The following is a 13,713-nucleotide window of genomic DNA, read 5'->3' on the forward strand; positions in this document are numbered from 1 at the left end:
CGGCGGATCATGCCGACACATCCTCGAGGTCTCGCATCAGCGCGTAGGCCCGGGGACCCCGTCCAGTCGGGTACTCCTCTTCGACGAGTGCGGCAATCTCGCCCCATCGCTCGACGAGAGCGGCCCAGCGCGGGGAAACCTCAGCCATGCGGTGGAACTGCTGCCGTAGCGAAGGCACGGCCGTGAGAAGCAATTCGCACCGGCGGAAGTCCGACGGGTCGGCTGGATCGTTGAATCCGGCCGGGACCTTCCCATGGACGAGGTACTGCACGATGGCGTTGGAGGAGACACCGCGTTCGCCGTAATTGAGCCAGCGTTCGAGTCCGGGATGTTCGGGATAGTTGAATCGCCAGCTCATGCCGCTGCCCCCTCCGAGACGCAGAATTCCTTGAGTAGATCGACTCGGAATCCGTACCAGTGGGACTCGTCGCGGGTGTCTCCCCGGCTCACGATGACGACGGGGGCGCCCATGTAGCCGAGGCCCTTGACAGCGGCCAGGGCTTGTGGATCCTCGGACAAGTCCACGGTCTTGTAGGTGACGTTGTTCTTGTCGAGCCAGCTCTTCGTCATCGTGCACTGAGGGCAATCTGGCTTCGTGTAAACGGTGATGGTGGTCAAGGTTCTCTCCAGATGGTGTGGGTAGGTCTTGTGGGCGGCCATCGCGGACAGTCGCCCATGGTTGAGGAGGTGGGGCGGGAGCATGGCCCCCGCCCCCTGCGCGGCGGTCATCGGACTAGAACGGGGCTTCGCTATCGGATGACCACGCGTTGCTGGACCCTTGTGCCTGGTTGGGCTGTGACCACGGGCTGTCCGGGGTCCATGCGCCGGCAGCACCCGGGGACTGTGCTTGTGCCGGGGCGGATTGGCTGCCCGCGTTGGTGCGGGTGACCTTGGCGGTGGCGTTCCGGAGGGACGGCCCAATCTCAGCCACGTCGAGCTCTACGACGGTGCGGCGTGTGCCGTCCTTGTCGTCGAATGAACGCTGCTTGAGGTATCCCTGGGCGATGACGCGCATGCCCTTAACCAGCGAGTTCGCGACGTTCTCGGCGGCGTCGCGCCAGATGCTCGAGCGGAGGAACAGGGTCTCGCCGTCCTTCCACTCGTTCGTCTGCCGGTCGAAGGTCCGCGGGGTGGATGCGATGGTGAAGTTGGCGACCGCGGCGCCCGAGGGGGTGTAGCGCAGTTCCGGCGCGTCGGTCAGGTTTCCAATGACCGTGATCTGGGTTTCGCCGGCCATCAGGCTGCCGCCTCTTCGGTGAAGTGGCGGGCCAGCATGTCTGCCTCGAAGCTTGTGAGTTGGGTGGCGGATTTCTGCTCGCCGAGTGCGTCAGCAATGGCGGTCTGCTTCGCGGCCTTGGTGGTGTGCCCGGCGGCGTCGAGTGCGGAAACCACGGCATCGATCTGAGCGGGCGTAGCTGGGTCGGTCCCGTCATCGGATTCGGTGACTTCGCCGGTTTCGGTGTCTACGTCTTCGGTGGGTTCGTCGTCGGCGCTGGTGTCCTTGGCCGCGTCAGGCAGGCTCGGCGCCGGGGTGCTCTGCTGTTTCCGACGGGTGACCTTGCGCTTCGGCTTTGCCGGTTCCTGGGGTGCGGGCTCTGGGGCCTCGCCGAGGTCTTCGAGTTCGGTTTCCTCGACGCTGTAGGCGATGCCCTGCAGCACGTCGGGGAACACCACACGGCACGCCTCGGTGGATGCTTTGGCGGAGAGCATTTCTGTGGGGTTGGTCTTGTACTTCGGGTTCGAGGTGTAGCCGGCCCGTTCGGCGCGTTCGAGCGTCCACGTGAACGCTTGCCAGTCCGTCTCGCCCTTGCGGCGGGCATTCCACGTCACCGACCGCTCCGAGGCCTCGCCGCGGCGCAACTCATGCCCGTGCGAGAGAACGAGGGCGACCATCGACCGGGCATACATCGACGGCATGCCGTGCACGATGAAGAGCTGCTGCACGGACTGCATCGGGTCATAGCCGACAGACTTGCCGGCAAGGATGATCGCGGTGACGTCGTTCGCGAGTTCCTCCGGCGTTTTGTAGACGCCCTTGCTCTTCATGCGAAGGCCCTGGGGGACGAAGTTCGAGGTGGCGAGTGCGCGCCCGAACTTGTGGGCTGCGTCGAGTTCGAGGGCCCACTTCTGCAGGTCCACGGTCGCGGACGTGGCCACCGTGTCGGGGGTGTTCGTGGGGGTAAGGTCCGCTTGCTGGCGGTTTGCGATTTCAGTCATGGTCAGGCTGCCTTTTCAATCTGGTTGGGGTGGGTGAGTGGTTCTCGTGCGAGCACGTCCCGGTCTTTCTTGGTCTTGGCCGTGTAGGCGGCTGCTAGGAACCACTGGAAGTGCTCGTCAATCTGTTCGGGGCTCTCGGCGAGCTGGTAGAGGCTGGTGCCCAGGGGGCGGCCCTCGTAGCGGGCGTGCTCGCCGTCGCGGTCCATCGGTGTCACGTGGGCGACGTAGGTGGCGTGGACTTGCGGGAGAGGGTGAGGCTCGCCGGACTCGTCGATGTAGAACTCGGCGCGGGCGTATGCCGCGGTCTGGAGTGCGGTCTCCCCGTACACGCCTTTCGACGTCTTGAGGTCGATCTGCACGAGCTTGCCCCCAGCTAGGAACGGGCTAGTGGCGAACAAGTCGAACTTCCCGGCGTACCAGTGCTCACGGTTCCCGACTGGACGCTCCATCAGCACCGGGGTGATATTCCAGTCATCAAGGAACTGGGCGTAACCCTCGATGTACCCGGTGATGTCCTCGTCCGCCTCAACCTCGCCGGTCGTGGCGAGCTGCTCGGCCATGTCGTGGACCCGGGTACCGGTGACGCCGGCACTGTCGCGGACGTCCCGCCATGCCTTGGTGCAGACGCCGATGAGTTCCTCGTCCGTCATCGTCGGGAGCACGTCGCGGTGCTCGGCAACCCACTGTCCGGCCATCTTCCCCGCCCAGGGAATCAGCTGCCCTTTGGGAACGCCCTCACCGATCAGGGTGGTGACGCCGCGGACCGGCTTGCCGTCCATCCGGTACCGGTGGCTGGCCTCACTGAAAGTCAGCGCCGCCGGAACCACGGCCTGTGGCTTCTTCTTTGTCATCGTCGTTGCCTTTCAGGCTGCGTCGGTCCATGCCGGGGCCATATAGGTGCCGGCGAGGTCAATGTCTGAGGGCTCGAAATCCGGGTGGTGCCGGTCGGCGTCCGACCATTCGGCGTCGCATTCCGGGCACCAGCCCAGGCCGTCGTTGTCGAACGGGTACACCTCGTCAGTGCGCATCGAGGTCGGCATCAGATCCACCTCTTGACGTAGAGCGTGGCGAGGGCTGCGCCCGCGGCGATCAGGGCCAGCAGATCGACCCCGTTGAACGCCGGGTCGAGGATCGGATTCATGCCGCGGCCCTCGCAGTGAACGGCGCGATAAGCCGCAACGAAGCGTTGAACATGTCCTCGGCATACTCGACGCGCTGCGCGTACTGGGGATCATCAGGACGGTCAGCCGGGCGAACCACCACGTCATCCACCAGCTCTTGCCAGTCAACGAACGCATCCACAACGACGCCCCAGAGAGCGCGGTTGATGTCCGTGCGGGTCAGGTAGCAGGCCTTCCGGCGGGCATCGTTCCAGTCACGCTGACGCTCATCGGTGCCGTGCTTCGTGTACTGCTCGTCCAGGACTCGGGTGACGAGTCGGGTAAAAGTCGTGCTCACGGTAGAATCTCCTTAGAACTTCTGGTTCTTAGAGGGGTCACGGTGCTTGGCGGCTGCGTGGCCCCTCGTTTCATTAGCTGGCATTTGCGTAGTACGTGTTGCGGCGCTTCCACCGCTCGATCGCGGACTCTTCGATCCGCCACGAACCGCGCAGACCGGGGTTCTTGATCCCTGCCAGATCCCCGCGGCGCAGCATTTCCCGCACCGTGTCCGGGTGCATGCCCATCAGCTCGGCCGCTTGCTTGACGTTCAGGAGCCGGTTCATCGGACCATCACCCCGAACGGCTCATTTCGGCGCCACTCCCGGCGGACACTCCCACGCGGACCCCGATCCATCGGGCCACGAGAGATCAGCCTCTGGTCCTCAGCGAGCTGGAACACCCGGCCCACATGATGCGGGTCCGGCGGCGCCGGAAGGTCAGCGTGCAAGTTGTCCGCGCTAAACCAGTTCCCACCCGGCACCTGCTTGATGTACTCGAGCGCCCGGCTCGTCCAGTCATGCTTCGCGTCTACAGCGATAGCCATTGCGGTACTCATCGGCGTGTCTCCCAACGATTTTGTGGTGATTCTTAGGCGGTCAATCGGTGAGTTTCGCTCACCGTTTCGGGGTCAAAAAGTACGGTCACGTCCACGCCAAGTACCTCCGCGATTGCTTCTGCGGTTTGCGGTTTGACGCTGCGGAGCGGGCGACTCGTGGCGCCGGTGAGGCGGCTGATTGTCGTCTGACTAACGCCGGACCGTTTGGCAAGTCGTCGCTGGGTCATCTTGATGGGCACTGGCTTCCCGGCCTTGATGTCCTTGAGGTCCTGGCCGGTGAAAACGAAGGTTGCGAACCGCTCAGGTGAGGTGAGTCGCATGTAGGTGCCCTCCTTCCATCGGGTCTTGGTGCGAAATGGGGACATGGGGTCTGCCTTTCGTTGTAATCGGTTGGCGGTGATTGCCAATGACTAAACCGTATATCGCAAGTAATCACTTTGGCAAGTCTCGCTGACCATGAACTTCCGTGCGCTTCTCGGGGCGAGGGTTGATCGGTGGCAAACTTGGTAATCAGTACAGGGGTCAAGATGGCCCGATGGGCGGTAATCAAGTAGAAGACCTGTGCGAATGCGCCACCTGACCGCAACAGTAAGGATCGAGCCATGGCTAAAAATCTCCCGCAAGGCGGACTCCAGCGACTCATCCAAGAGCGACGCGGAAACAGGTCCTACGAATCTCTTTCCCGCGACTGCGGCGGCACTCCCGCAAAGCCCAACCTTGTGCGCCTTGCAACCGACGAATACAAGTCATTTCCCCGCCCGGACGCCATGATCGGACTTGCCAAAGGGCTCAAGGTGCGCGTTCAGGACATCGTTGTCGCGTCGGCAATCTCATGCGGCATACAACTACCCAAAGGTCTAGCTGGAAGCAGTGACGACCTCGTAATCCCTGGCGCCGGCAAGCTTCCCGACGAGTCCCGCAGCATGCTTGAAGAGCTCGCTGGCAACATGCTCTGGTGGCAGGAGCAGGTTGAGGCTGAGCGCTCCAAGGCCGGCGACAGTAAAGCCGCAGAGGGCGACGACGCCGTCGATAACGTGACCGAGCTCCGCCCCGACTGGGGTCGCATGGCCGCCGACACCGGCGAACCAGGTGTCGACCCTGAGCAGCAGCCAGAAGACTAGAAAGGACCATTGGGGGATGGAAATTACGGTCGGCTTCGACACGCCCACAGGATTCCTGCCACCGGGGCGCTATAGCTGTGACCACCATGAGGCGCGGCAGTTTCTAGTTGGCGCACCACGCTTCGATGCTTCCGAAACGCGCGACAAGCTCTGGGACGGGCTTGAAGGCTTCCTTGCAGAGTTCGTCGAACTGGAACGCAAGTATGAGAGCGAGCTGTCTGTTCCGCTATTGGATCGGATCTGGCTAGGTGGAAGCTTCGTAAGTACCAAGATCAATCCCCGCAACGTCGATCTCACGTTGTTCTTGAACGACGATGCAGTGCAAGAGCTGCGAGGCCGTCCGGGTGCAGGCATCCTGAAGAAATCTAGGCGCGACTGGCTGGCGCGCTACAGTGTGTCGCCGCTCTTCGTTCATTACCGGCCTATCATCAGCATTTTCCGCAACGATGGGCTGTCGTCAGACGATACTCACTACCTTATTGAGAGGGGTAAGTGGGATGATTGGTGGCAGAGGTGCCGTGAAGACAGTACACGTGAACCAACGCTAGAATCTGCCAGAACAAAGCGTGGATACTTGGAGGTGACACTGTGATGATGGCCAACAATCGTTCCTCATGGCGTCAGCACCTCCTGTCATCGCGCTCTGGCCGCGGCTTGCTCGTACACGAGGACACTGACACAACGCCCGCAGAGGACGACTCGTGGGATGAGGCCTATCGCAGGCAGACTCTCGAATCAATGCAGGCTTTCGATGACCGCGCGACGCTCGCAGAAGAATTCGTGGTTCGACTTGTGGGCAAGACAAGCCCAGGGGCAGCGCTTCCCATGGAATGGGGCAAGCTGTTCAAGGTCATTCAGGCGGCCGTTGATGACCTTTCGGATTCTCCGGTGCCACTGCAGCTTACGGGCATGTCGCGGGGCAGTACTGTGCTGCACCTTCGCTCGGCGGCTGACGTTGAGGTTCCCGATGTGGCCGGTCTCCGCGTGCATGAGACAGCTTTGGCTTCTGCTGTTCGTGCGCTGCTTCGGGTTGTCGATGGCGCGGAGTCTGAGGGGGATTTGAAGCCGTGGGCTGACAAGCTCGACGGATTCGAACGGTTTGCCGTCAGCCTAAGTGAGCTTAAGCTAACGGCAGGTTTCAAGCTGCTTGGATCCTCAGGGGCGGTTCGAAGTGCCCAACTGACGGGACGCGGGTTGAAGTACTTGGGTGGACTCTCTGACACGCAGGAAAAAACGCGCGGGCGTACGGTAAGTGGGCGTGTTACGGAGTTGAAGTCGAGCGGTCATGTCAAGGTCAAGGCTGGAGTCGCTCGGAACTCTACCGCGTATGACGTTGTGTTTGAGCCCTCTCGTTTGTCGGAGATGGGCCTGACGCTGGGCAAGTCGGTGAGCTGGCGCGTAGAGGAAAGAGTCTCGGTTGATCGACTTGGGCGTATCTCTGATACGTCTTGGACTTTCATTGAAGAGGCTGGGGATACCCCAAGCGCACTGTAGTCGTCACAGGCCTATTTTGTGAGGTCAGACTCATAGTTTCGGACCCATGTTCGATTCGTTGTTGGGGAGGCTGGGTATCCGTGTCATCGAGGAGTATCTGCCAGATGGCTGGTGGGGCGCCTACGACTGGTACAGCCGGACAATCTACCTGAGACCGGGCCTAGCGCCCGTTCAGCGCCGATCCACCCTCGCTCACGAATGCGCGCACGCGGTCCTAGACCATCACGGCCATCACCCACGGAATGAGACCGCCGCGAAAGAGCTTGCCGCGTCATGGCTCATCACCCGCGAAGAATTCATGCTCGCCGCGAAAGCACACGGGACCGTCCAAGCCGCAGCACACGAACTCGGCGTCCTCCCGCGAGACATCAAAGCGTTCCAGCGGATCCTAGAAAAGGAAGGTGCCCCATGCGTGTCGTAGACACCTGGCACAACAAAGACCGCACCCGATCCGCCCGGTACGGGCAAGGCTCCCGATGGATGGCCGTCTGGTCGCCCACACCCGGCACCGAGCGCAAGAAAGTATTCAAGACCAAAGATGCGGCCAAAGCGCACCTACAGGCGGTCGCCGCGGACCACGCGCTAGGCCGCGGGGGCGCCGTGGGCCGCGACGTAGATTTCGCGGACTACGCCACGCTCTGGCTGGAGAAACAAGTCCACCAGCGGAAAGCGTCTCGGGCCGCGATTGAGTCCCGCCTGCGTCTACACATCATCCCGGCATTCGCGGACATCGGGCTGCGACAGATACGCCGCGAGGACGTGCAGGCCGCGGTGGCACAATGGTCCGTCAAGCTGGCGCCTTCCACGGTGAAACTCACCTACACGTACCTGTCCGGGATTCTGTCCGAGGCTGTTCTCGATGGACTCCTAGTGTCTTCTCCTTGCGTGAAGATCAAGCTGCCAGCCGGTGAAGGGGAGCGCGTGCGGCCGCTACCTGTGGCCGCAGTCCAAGCGGTAGCCGACGCAATGTCCGGCTACTACCGGGCAGCCGTCGTGCTCGCAGCATCGACCGGGCTGCGCCCGGGGGAGTGGCGGTCCCTCACATGGGACCGCGTGGACCTAGCCGGCGGATGGATCACGGTCGACCGGCAATTGGTAAGCGAGACGGCGCACACCTACGAATTCGGTCCACTCAAGACGACATCGTCATATCGGAAGGTCAAGATCGGGCCCGAGCTCATCGACACACTGCAGCAGCTCGAGCCAGGCCCCTTCGGACTCGTAATCTACTCGCGCGGCGCGGTCACGCGCGGCAAAGCACGCACCGTCTGGGCGCGCGTAAGACGTGACCTGCTAAATGCCGAGGACGAAGCGTCGCGGGTGGATATCGGTTCGGGGTGGCACCAGCTCCGTCACTTCCATGCCTCCCAGCTCATCGCCGGTGGGGCGTCGCCTGTGGCTGTAGCGCACCGGTTGGGGCACAAGGATGCGACGGAGACGCTCCAGACTTATGCTCATCTTTGGCCTGACGATCATGCGAAACTAGCCGCTATGTCGGACGGTCTGGTGAAGCTGAACCGCCACGAAACCGCCACGCCTGCCGTGGATGCCAGTGCTGGTGCGGGCATCTTCTGAACCCGGCGTACAGGTTATCCCGTCCAGCCCCCGCGGGCAGGCTCGTCCCGCGCTGAGCCTCCGCGTAGGTGTGATCAGTCTCACGAAGCGCGATCTCGTGCACGTCGGACGCCTCGCCGCGCGACGCCTATGATGGAACCGTAGGGCAATGACGCCTTGCCGGGGACAGATCCTGAGACCCCGCGAACCGTATCTGCAATGGTGCTTACACGGTGCCAGCCGGCCTATGGATCTCGGCCGGTTCGAAGGAAGGACGCGTAGTGACCCAGCAGTCTGCAGCGGCGCTCTCTGAATGGAGCGATCGCGAAGAACTCGCCGAGGCCATGATTCCGCTCATCGGTCGCTTGTACCGCAAGAACAACGTGGTGACGTCGATCTACGGGCGCAAACTGATCAACAAGTCAGCGGTGGACCTGCTCAAGGCCCACCGAATCGCTCGTCACAACGACGGCCAAGAGTTGCCGCTCGAGCAGACCCACCCGATCCTGCAGGCCATGGACGCCTTGGATCTCGGCGCCGCGTCTGTGGACATTGCCAAGCTGGCCAGAAAGTACAAAGAGACCGGCAACGGCGCTGCGCTTGAGGACTTCCTGAGGGGCGAGCTCGGCGACGTGGTCGGAGCGGCCGGAGCCGCCGGGTTCGAGCCGCGCGACGTCGTGCTGTATGGATTTGGACGCATCGGCCGCCTTCTGGCTCGAATTCTCGTCGAGCGCGGGGGATACGGCCTGCGGCTGCGGGCCATCGTGGTCCGCAAGGGTTCCGACGAGGACCTCATCAAGCGTGCGTCGCTGCTGCGTCGCGACTCGGTCCACGGTCCCTTCGACGGCTCGATCACGGTGGATCAAGAAAACAACACGATCAAGGCCAACGGGACGCTGATCAAGGTGATCTACTCCTCCGATCCCGCCTCGGTGGATTACACGGCGCACGGCATCGACAACGCCATCGTGGTGGACAACACGGGCAAGTGGCGTGATCGCGCCGGGCTGGAGCAACACCTGCAGTCCAAGGGGGTCGCACGGGTTCTCCTGACCGCGCCGGGCAAGGGCGATGTGAAGAACATTGTCCACGGCATTAATCACAGGGACATCGACGAGAGCGACGCCGTGGTGTCTGCGGCATCCTGCACGACGAACGCCATCACGCCCGTGCTGAAGGCGATGAACGACGAGTTCGGCGTCTCGCACGGACACGTGGAGACGGTGCACTCGTTTACCAACGATCAGAATCTCATCGACAACTTCCACAAGGGGGACCGCCGCGGACGGTCGGCAGCCCTGAACATGGTGATCACGGAGACCGGGGCAGCGAAGGCCGTCTCCAAGGCCCTTCCGGAATTTGAGGGGAAGCTGACGGGTAATGCCATCCGCGTGCCCACCCCGGACGTCTCCATGGCGATTCTCAACCTCAATCTGGAGCGCGAGGCCACCAAGGAAGAGATCAACACCTACCTACGCACCGTCTCCTTGACGAGCGACCTGCACAAGCAGATTGACTACATCGATTCCCCCGAGGTGGTTTCGACCGACTTCGTGGGATCCCGGCGGGCAGGCATCGTCGATGGTCTCGCGACGATCTCTAGCGGCCGTAACGCGGTGGTCTACGTCTGGTACGACAACGAGTTTGGTTACTCCTGCCAGGTGATTCGCGTGGTTGAGGAACTCGCCGGTACGCACCCTCAGTCCTTCCCGGCCTCCTAGCGGAGCCGCGCAACGTGCGACGCCGTCGTTCCCGCCCGCTGCGGGGGAACGACGGCGTCGCGTGCGTTGTGGCGGAGGTGGATCGCCCGGTTAGTGTCCAAACGGGTCTGGGTCCACGCCGGGCAGCCACGACTTGCCCGGCACGCCCCACCCGGCCTGTTTTTTGGCCTTCTTCCAGCGCCGATCCCACTTATTGGCCAGCTTGTCGACGTACAGCAGCCCGTCGAGGTGATCGGTTTCGTGCTGCATGACGCGGGCAAACCAGCCGGTGGCTTCGAACGAGAGCGGGTTCCCGTGGCCGTCGAACCCTTCGATGCGGGCGAAGTCCGCACGCTTCAGCGGAAAGGAGAGGCCGGGGGCCGAGAGGCAGCCCTCGGCTTCTTCGTCCGGATCGGGCAGCGCCTGAGAGACTTTGGACAAGGTCAACCGCGGATTCACCACGACACCCCGTGGCGGGACGCCGTCGTCATTCTCAAATTCGTAGGTGAAGAGGCGCAGGCTCACGCCAATTTGCGGAGCAGCGAGGCCGACGCCGTGCGCGGCGTCCTGCGTCTCGTGCATGTCCTCGATGAGTGAGCGCAGGTCCGCATCAAATTCCGTCACCTCTAGGGCGCGGCGGTGGAGTGCTTTTTCGCCGTAGATGATGATGGGGCGAACGGCCATGGGAACTCCTTTGACACAACCAAGGGGCACGAACACAAGAGGCCCGGTTCCATGCCTGCCGCATGAAACCGGGCCTCAACGCTGGGTGAGTAACGGGGCTTGAACCCGCGACCTTCTGGACCACAACCAGACGCTCTGCCGACTGAGCTATACCCACCATCGCTGCACCAGGGGTGAACTGAATGCTTCAGACACGCTGGTGACCTGCAAGTCCGGCACAAGGATTTCCCCTCGTCCCGTCCGGGCAACGCACACTATCTTACACACAGGTGGGGGGCTGAGTGCTAATCGAGTCGCTGTGCGCTGCGACACACGCCTAGCCGTCCTCGCCGTCCGTCGTGACCTCACGCGAGATCTGCTGCGCCGTCTTGCTGTCCGGGCCCGGGGCGGGAACCATCACGGCCCGGCGGTAATAGCGCAGTTCTTGGATGGAGTCCCGAATATCGCCGAGGGCCCGGTGTCCGCCCGTCTTGGCCGGCGATTGGAAGAAGGCCTTGGGGTACCAGCGGCGGGAGAGTTCCTTGATGGTGGAGACGTCAATAATGCGGTAGTGAAGGTGCTCAATGACCTCCGGCATGTCTCGGGCCAAGAAGTTGCGGTCAGTGCCCACCGTGTTCCCGGCCAGTGGTGCCTTGCCGGGCTCGGGGACCCACTGCTTGATGTACTCCATCACGCGCCGAACAGCTTCGCTCATCGATACGCCGTCATCGAGGACATTGAGCAGCCCCGAGTCCGTGTGCATCTGGCGCACAAAATCGTTCATTTGGGTGAGTGCCTCGGCGGGCGGCTTGATGACGACGTCGACGCCCTCGCCCAGGATGTTGAGTTCAGGGTCCGTCACCAAAACCGCAACCTCGATGAGAGCATCCGCCTCGAGGCTGAGCCCGGTCATTTCACAATCGATCCAGACGATGTTTTCTGCAGAAATAGCCACGAGCCCAATCTACCGGAGCTTGTCGTTGCGAGGCCCGGAGCGCGAAGCCCACAGTGAGGCGGCCCACATGGCGACGAAGGCCGCCGCCGTCGTGGCGCTGAGGCCCAACGCCGTCGGAAGGCTTAGGCCTAAGAGCGGGCCACAGAGTCCTGCCACGGCGGCCGCGAAAAGACCCCACGCCAGGAGAGGTAGCCGCGCGGGCCCGCGAGACTCTGGACGCCGACGTGAACTCGCTGTATGCCGCCCCATGATGCTCCTGACTTGCCCGAATCTTCCGAGCTTCACTCTATGCGGGACGCCGTCGGATGTGAGCGATGGCTCACCGACGCTGTCTGGAGGATCCCGCGGCTGAGTGGCCGTCAACTGTTAGGATCAAAGCTATCGATTAATTCCCTCATGTGCTGGCCGGCCAGCGGTATGGGGAAGCGGACCGACACCGGTGGAGGGATCGCGCCGACCAGGCGGCCCGCCCGTTCTGACTCCTAAGGAAGCACGCGTGAATGTGACCGAGCCCGACTCCGCGACGACGTCGGATTCGCGCGTGGGGCGCACGGTCATCGCGGGCAGCATCGGCTCGATCTTGGTGGTCATCGGCTCGCTAGGCATCGGATGGCTGGCTTCCGTGTCTCCGCTGAACCGGCTCGACATGTTGATCATGTTGCGCACCGACCGGTGGGGCGTCATTGCCTCCACGCTGACGATGACCGTTGGCGCGTGGATCATGTTCCGGGCGTGGTTGCGACTCGGGCAGAAGCTCAAGGGGTGGCCGGACGGCGCGCTCAAGGTCGTTAAGCGAGCCTGTTGGGCGTGGGGCCTGCCGCTGTTGGCCTGCGTGCCCATCTTTAGCCGGGATGTTTTTGCCTACATCGGGCAGGGCCGGCTCGTGGCCGCCGGCCATGATCCGTATGAGCAGGGGATTTCAACGATCTCCAATTGGTTCCAGCTCGGTACGGACACCATGTGGGCCGAGTCCGCTACGCCGTACGGGCCCATCTTTCTCAATGTCGAACATTGGGTGATGGCCGCGGCGGGGGAGAACCCCGATGTGGCGATCTTGCTCTTCCGGCTCGTCGCCTACGTCGGCGTCCTTCTGTGCATGATCTACACGCCCAAACTGGCTGAGTTGCACGGAGTCTCCGGTGCGAAGGCCACGTGGATCACGGTGGCCAACCCGCTGTTCTTGATCTCGTTCATCGCCAGCGCGCACAACGACGCGCTGATGGTGGGCTTGGCCGTTGCGGGCACCTACTTCGCCGCAACCCAGCGCGGGATTCGCGGCGTTCTCTTGGTCACCGCGTCGATCGGAATCAAGCCCATCACAATGGTCTTGTTGCCGTTCATCGGGTTGCTCTGGGCTGGCCCCAACTCTTCATGGTTGCGACGGTTCATCTATTGGGGCTACACCGCCGGCATCGGCATCGGGCTCATGGTGGTCATCGGATACGCCAACGGGTACGGCCTGGGTTGGTTGACCGTCATGCTGACCACCGGCACGGGCTATAGCGTGTACTCACCACTCGGGATCTTGGTGAACTTCCTCCAAGGATCCCTCGGGGCCCTATCCCTCGACACCTCGTGGGTGCTGCCAACCCTCAAGCTGATCGGCCGGCTTGCTTCTGTGGGCATCGTGTTGCTGCTGATGTTCAAGGGCACGCACGCGCACCTCGTGCAGCGGATGGTACTGGCATTCGCGGCGCTGGTGGTGTTGTCTCCGGTCATTCATCCGTGGTACTTGCTGTGGCTGTTGCCGTTCTTTGCTGCTTCGGGAATTCGGGATGACTGGCAGATCATCTGGGTCTATTTCACCGTGGCCTTCTTTATTGCCTACGGTGTGGCAGACCAACTGTTTGTCTGGCAGTTCCTCGATCACGTTAAGCCGTTGCTGAAGCAGCTGGCCACCGTCACCTCTTGGCTGGCGATGGTCTACATCGCGCTGATTGACCCCAAGACCAGGCTGATTTTCGTTGATTTCTGGCGCTCCCTCTCCCTCCCTCGCCGAAAGCGAGCGGCCTAG

At 62.6% G+C, this 13,713-nt stretch carries 18 protein-coding genes and 1 tRNA gene; 7 read left to right on the forward strand and 12 right to left on the reverse strand.

Annotated elements, in window-relative coordinates; genetic code table 11:
- Positions 1-7: 7 nt before the first annotated feature.
- The 9 genes from IW252_RS13235 to IW252_RS13275 form a co-directional block, all read right to left on the reverse strand.
- Entirely contained in the window at positions 8-358 is a 351-nt protein-coding gene (locus IW252_RS13235; RefSeq protein ID WP_196836986.1) for a hypothetical protein, read from the reverse strand.
- Positions 355-660 (reverse strand): glutaredoxin domain-containing protein, encoded by a 306-nt coding sequence (locus tag IW252_RS13240; RefSeq protein ID WP_196837283.1) that lies wholly within the window; start codon positions 658-660, stop codon positions 355-357. Before IW252_RS13240 ends, IW252_RS13235 begins: the two co-directional genes overlap by 4 nt.
- Positions 661-733: 73 nt before the next feature.
- Positions 734-1,237, reverse strand: coding sequence for a single-stranded DNA-binding protein (locus IW252_RS13245; protein WP_196836987.1), 504 nt, complete (start codon positions 1,235-1,237; stop codon positions 734-736).
- Positions 1,237-2,217: a hypothetical protein gene (locus IW252_RS13250; protein WP_196836988.1), complete on the reverse strand. Its 981-nt coding sequence runs from the start codon at positions 2,215-2,217 to the stop codon at positions 1,237-1,239. Before IW252_RS13250 ends, IW252_RS13245 begins: the two co-directional genes overlap by 1 nt.
- A gap of 2 nt (positions 2,218-2,219) precedes the next feature.
- The gene (locus IW252_RS13255) at positions 2,220-3,068 is read right to left on the reverse strand and encodes a hypothetical protein (protein ID WP_196836989.1); all 849 of its coding nucleotides are present in this window, start codon (positions 3,066-3,068) and stop codon (positions 2,220-2,222) included.
- A gap of 12 nt (positions 3,069-3,080) precedes the next feature.
- A complete protein-coding gene (locus IW252_RS13260; RefSeq protein WP_196836990.1) occupies positions 3,081-3,257 on the reverse strand; it encodes a hypothetical protein in 177 nt (58 codons plus the stop codon).
- A gap of 97 nt (positions 3,258-3,354) precedes the next feature.
- Complete coding sequence (locus IW252_RS13265) at positions 3,355-3,675, reverse strand: hypothetical protein (RefSeq protein WP_196836991.1); 321 nt, start codon at positions 3,673-3,675, stop codon at positions 3,355-3,357.
- 73 nt (positions 3,676-3,748) lie between these two features.
- Positions 3,749-3,940, reverse strand: a complete 192-nt coding sequence (locus tag IW252_RS13270; RefSeq protein WP_196836992.1) for a helix-turn-helix domain-containing protein — start codon at positions 3,938-3,940, stop codon at positions 3,749-3,751.
- Between the two features lie 304 nt (positions 3,941-4,244).
- Positions 4,245-4,619, reverse strand: a complete 375-nt coding sequence (locus tag IW252_RS13275) for a helix-turn-helix domain-containing protein (RefSeq protein ID WP_196836993.1) — start codon at positions 4,617-4,619, stop codon at positions 4,245-4,247.
- Positions 4,620-4,814: 195 nt separating this feature from the next.
- On the opposite strand from IW252_RS13275, the gene IW252_RS13280 reads away from it, so the two are divergent.
- From IW252_RS13280 to IW252_RS13305, 6 genes are all read left to right on the forward strand, one after another.
- Positions 4,815-5,333 (forward strand): hypothetical protein, encoded by a 519-nt coding sequence (locus IW252_RS13280; RefSeq protein WP_196836994.1) that lies wholly within the window; start codon positions 4,815-4,817, stop codon positions 5,331-5,333.
- Between the two features lie 16 nt (positions 5,334-5,349).
- On the forward strand, positions 5,350-5,925 hold the full coding sequence (locus IW252_RS13285) for a DUF6932 family protein (protein WP_196836995.1): 576 nt from the start codon (positions 5,350-5,352) through the stop codon (positions 5,923-5,925).
- 146 nt (positions 5,926-6,071) lie between these two features.
- On the forward strand, positions 6,072-6,827 hold the full coding sequence (locus IW252_RS13290) for a hypothetical protein (protein WP_196836996.1): 756 nt from the start codon (positions 6,072-6,074) through the stop codon (positions 6,825-6,827).
- A gap of 46 nt (positions 6,828-6,873) precedes the next feature.
- Positions 6,874-7,248 (forward strand): ImmA/IrrE family metallo-endopeptidase, encoded by a 375-nt coding sequence (locus IW252_RS13295; protein WP_196836997.1) that lies wholly within the window; start codon positions 6,874-6,876, stop codon positions 7,246-7,248.
- A 59-nt stretch (positions 7,249-7,307) separates the two neighbouring features.
- Positions 7,308-8,402, forward strand: coding sequence for a tyrosine-type recombinase/integrase (locus IW252_RS13300; protein ID WP_196836998.1), 1,095 nt, complete (start codon positions 7,308-7,310; stop codon positions 8,400-8,402).
- Between the two features lie 260 nt (positions 8,403-8,662).
- The gene (locus tag IW252_RS13305) at positions 8,663-10,102 is read left to right on the forward strand and encodes a glyceraldehyde-3-phosphate dehydrogenase (RefSeq protein WP_196836999.1); all 1,440 of its coding nucleotides are present in this window, start codon (positions 8,663-8,665) and stop codon (positions 10,100-10,102) included.
- Positions 10,103-10,192: 90 nt separating this feature from the next.
- On the opposite strand, the gene def is transcribed toward IW252_RS13305, so the two are convergent.
- From def to orn, 3 genes are all read right to left on the reverse strand, one after another.
- Positions 10,193-10,765 carry a peptide deformylase gene (gene def, locus IW252_RS13310; RefSeq protein WP_196837000.1) on the reverse strand — a complete coding sequence of 191 codons (573 nt, stop codon included), beginning with the start codon at positions 10,763-10,765 and terminating at the stop codon, positions 10,193-10,195.
- Between the two features lie 84 nt (positions 10,766-10,849).
- Positions 10,850-10,922 (reverse strand) — tRNA-His (locus IW252_RS13315).
- A 159-nt stretch (positions 10,923-11,081) separates the two neighbouring features.
- Positions 11,082-11,699 (reverse strand): oligoribonuclease, encoded by a 618-nt coding sequence (orn, locus tag IW252_RS13320; protein WP_196837001.1) that lies wholly within the window; start codon positions 11,697-11,699, stop codon positions 11,082-11,084.
- A 496-nt stretch (positions 11,700-12,195) separates the two neighbouring features.
- Here orn and mptB point away from each other — a divergent pair, with 496 nt between their 5' ends.
- Positions 12,196-13,713, forward strand: a complete 1,518-nt coding sequence (mptB, locus tag IW252_RS13325) for a polyprenol phosphomannose-dependent alpha 1,6 mannosyltransferase MptB (protein WP_196837002.1) — start codon at positions 12,196-12,198, stop codon at positions 13,711-13,713.

This window comes from Zhihengliuella flava, assembly GCF_015751895.1.
GTDB classification, from domain to species: Bacteria; Actinomycetota; Actinomycetes; order Actinomycetales; family Micrococcaceae; genus Zhihengliuella; species Zhihengliuella flava.

Coding starts and splice junctions, on each gene's coding strand:
- IW252_RS13300 (WP_196836998.1), top strand. CDS start 7,308: ATGGCCGTCTGGTCGCCCACACCCGGCACCGAGCGCAAGAAAGTATTC.
- IW252_RS13240 (WP_196837283.1), bottom strand. CDS start 660: ATGGCCGCCCACAAGACCTACCCACACCATCTGGAGAGAACCTTGACC.
- IW252_RS13290 (WP_196836996.1), top strand. CDS start 6,072: ATGCAGGCTTTCGATGACCGCGCGACGCTCGCAGAAGAATTCGTGGTT.
- IW252_RS13245 (WP_196836987.1), bottom strand. CDS start 1,237: ATGGCCGGCGAAACCCAGATCACGGTCATTGGAAACCTGACCGACGCG.
- IW252_RS13295 (WP_196836997.1), top strand. CDS start 6,874: ATGTTCGATTCGTTGTTGGGGAGGCTGGGTATCCGTGTCATCGAGGAG.
- IW252_RS13260 (WP_196836990.1), bottom strand. CDS start 3,257: ATGCCGACCTCGATGCGCACTGACGAGGTGTACCCGTTCGACAACGAC.
- IW252_RS13235 (WP_196836986.1), bottom strand. CDS start 358: ATGAGCTGGCGATTCAACTATCCCGAACATCCCGGACTCGAACGCTGG.
- IW252_RS13280 (WP_196836994.1), top strand. CDS start 4,815: ATGGCTAAAAATCTCCCGCAAGGCGGACTCCAGCGACTCATCCAAGAG.
- IW252_RS13285 (WP_196836995.1), top strand. CDS start 5,350: ATGGAAATTACGGTCGGCTTCGACACGCCCACAGGATTCCTGCCACCG.
- IW252_RS13255 (WP_196836989.1), bottom strand. CDS start 3,068: ATGACAAAGAAGAAGCCACAGGCCGTGGTTCCGGCGGCGCTGACTTTC.
- IW252_RS13270 (WP_196836992.1), bottom strand. CDS start 3,940: ATGAACCGGCTCCTGAACGTCAAGCAAGCGGCCGAGCTGATGGGCATG.
- IW252_RS13250 (WP_196836988.1), bottom strand. CDS start 2,217: ATGACTGAAATCGCAAACCGCCAGCAAGCGGACCTTACCCCCACGAAC.
- def (WP_196837000.1), bottom strand. CDS start 10,765: ATGGCCGTTCGCCCCATCATCATCTACGGCGAAAAAGCACTCCACCGC.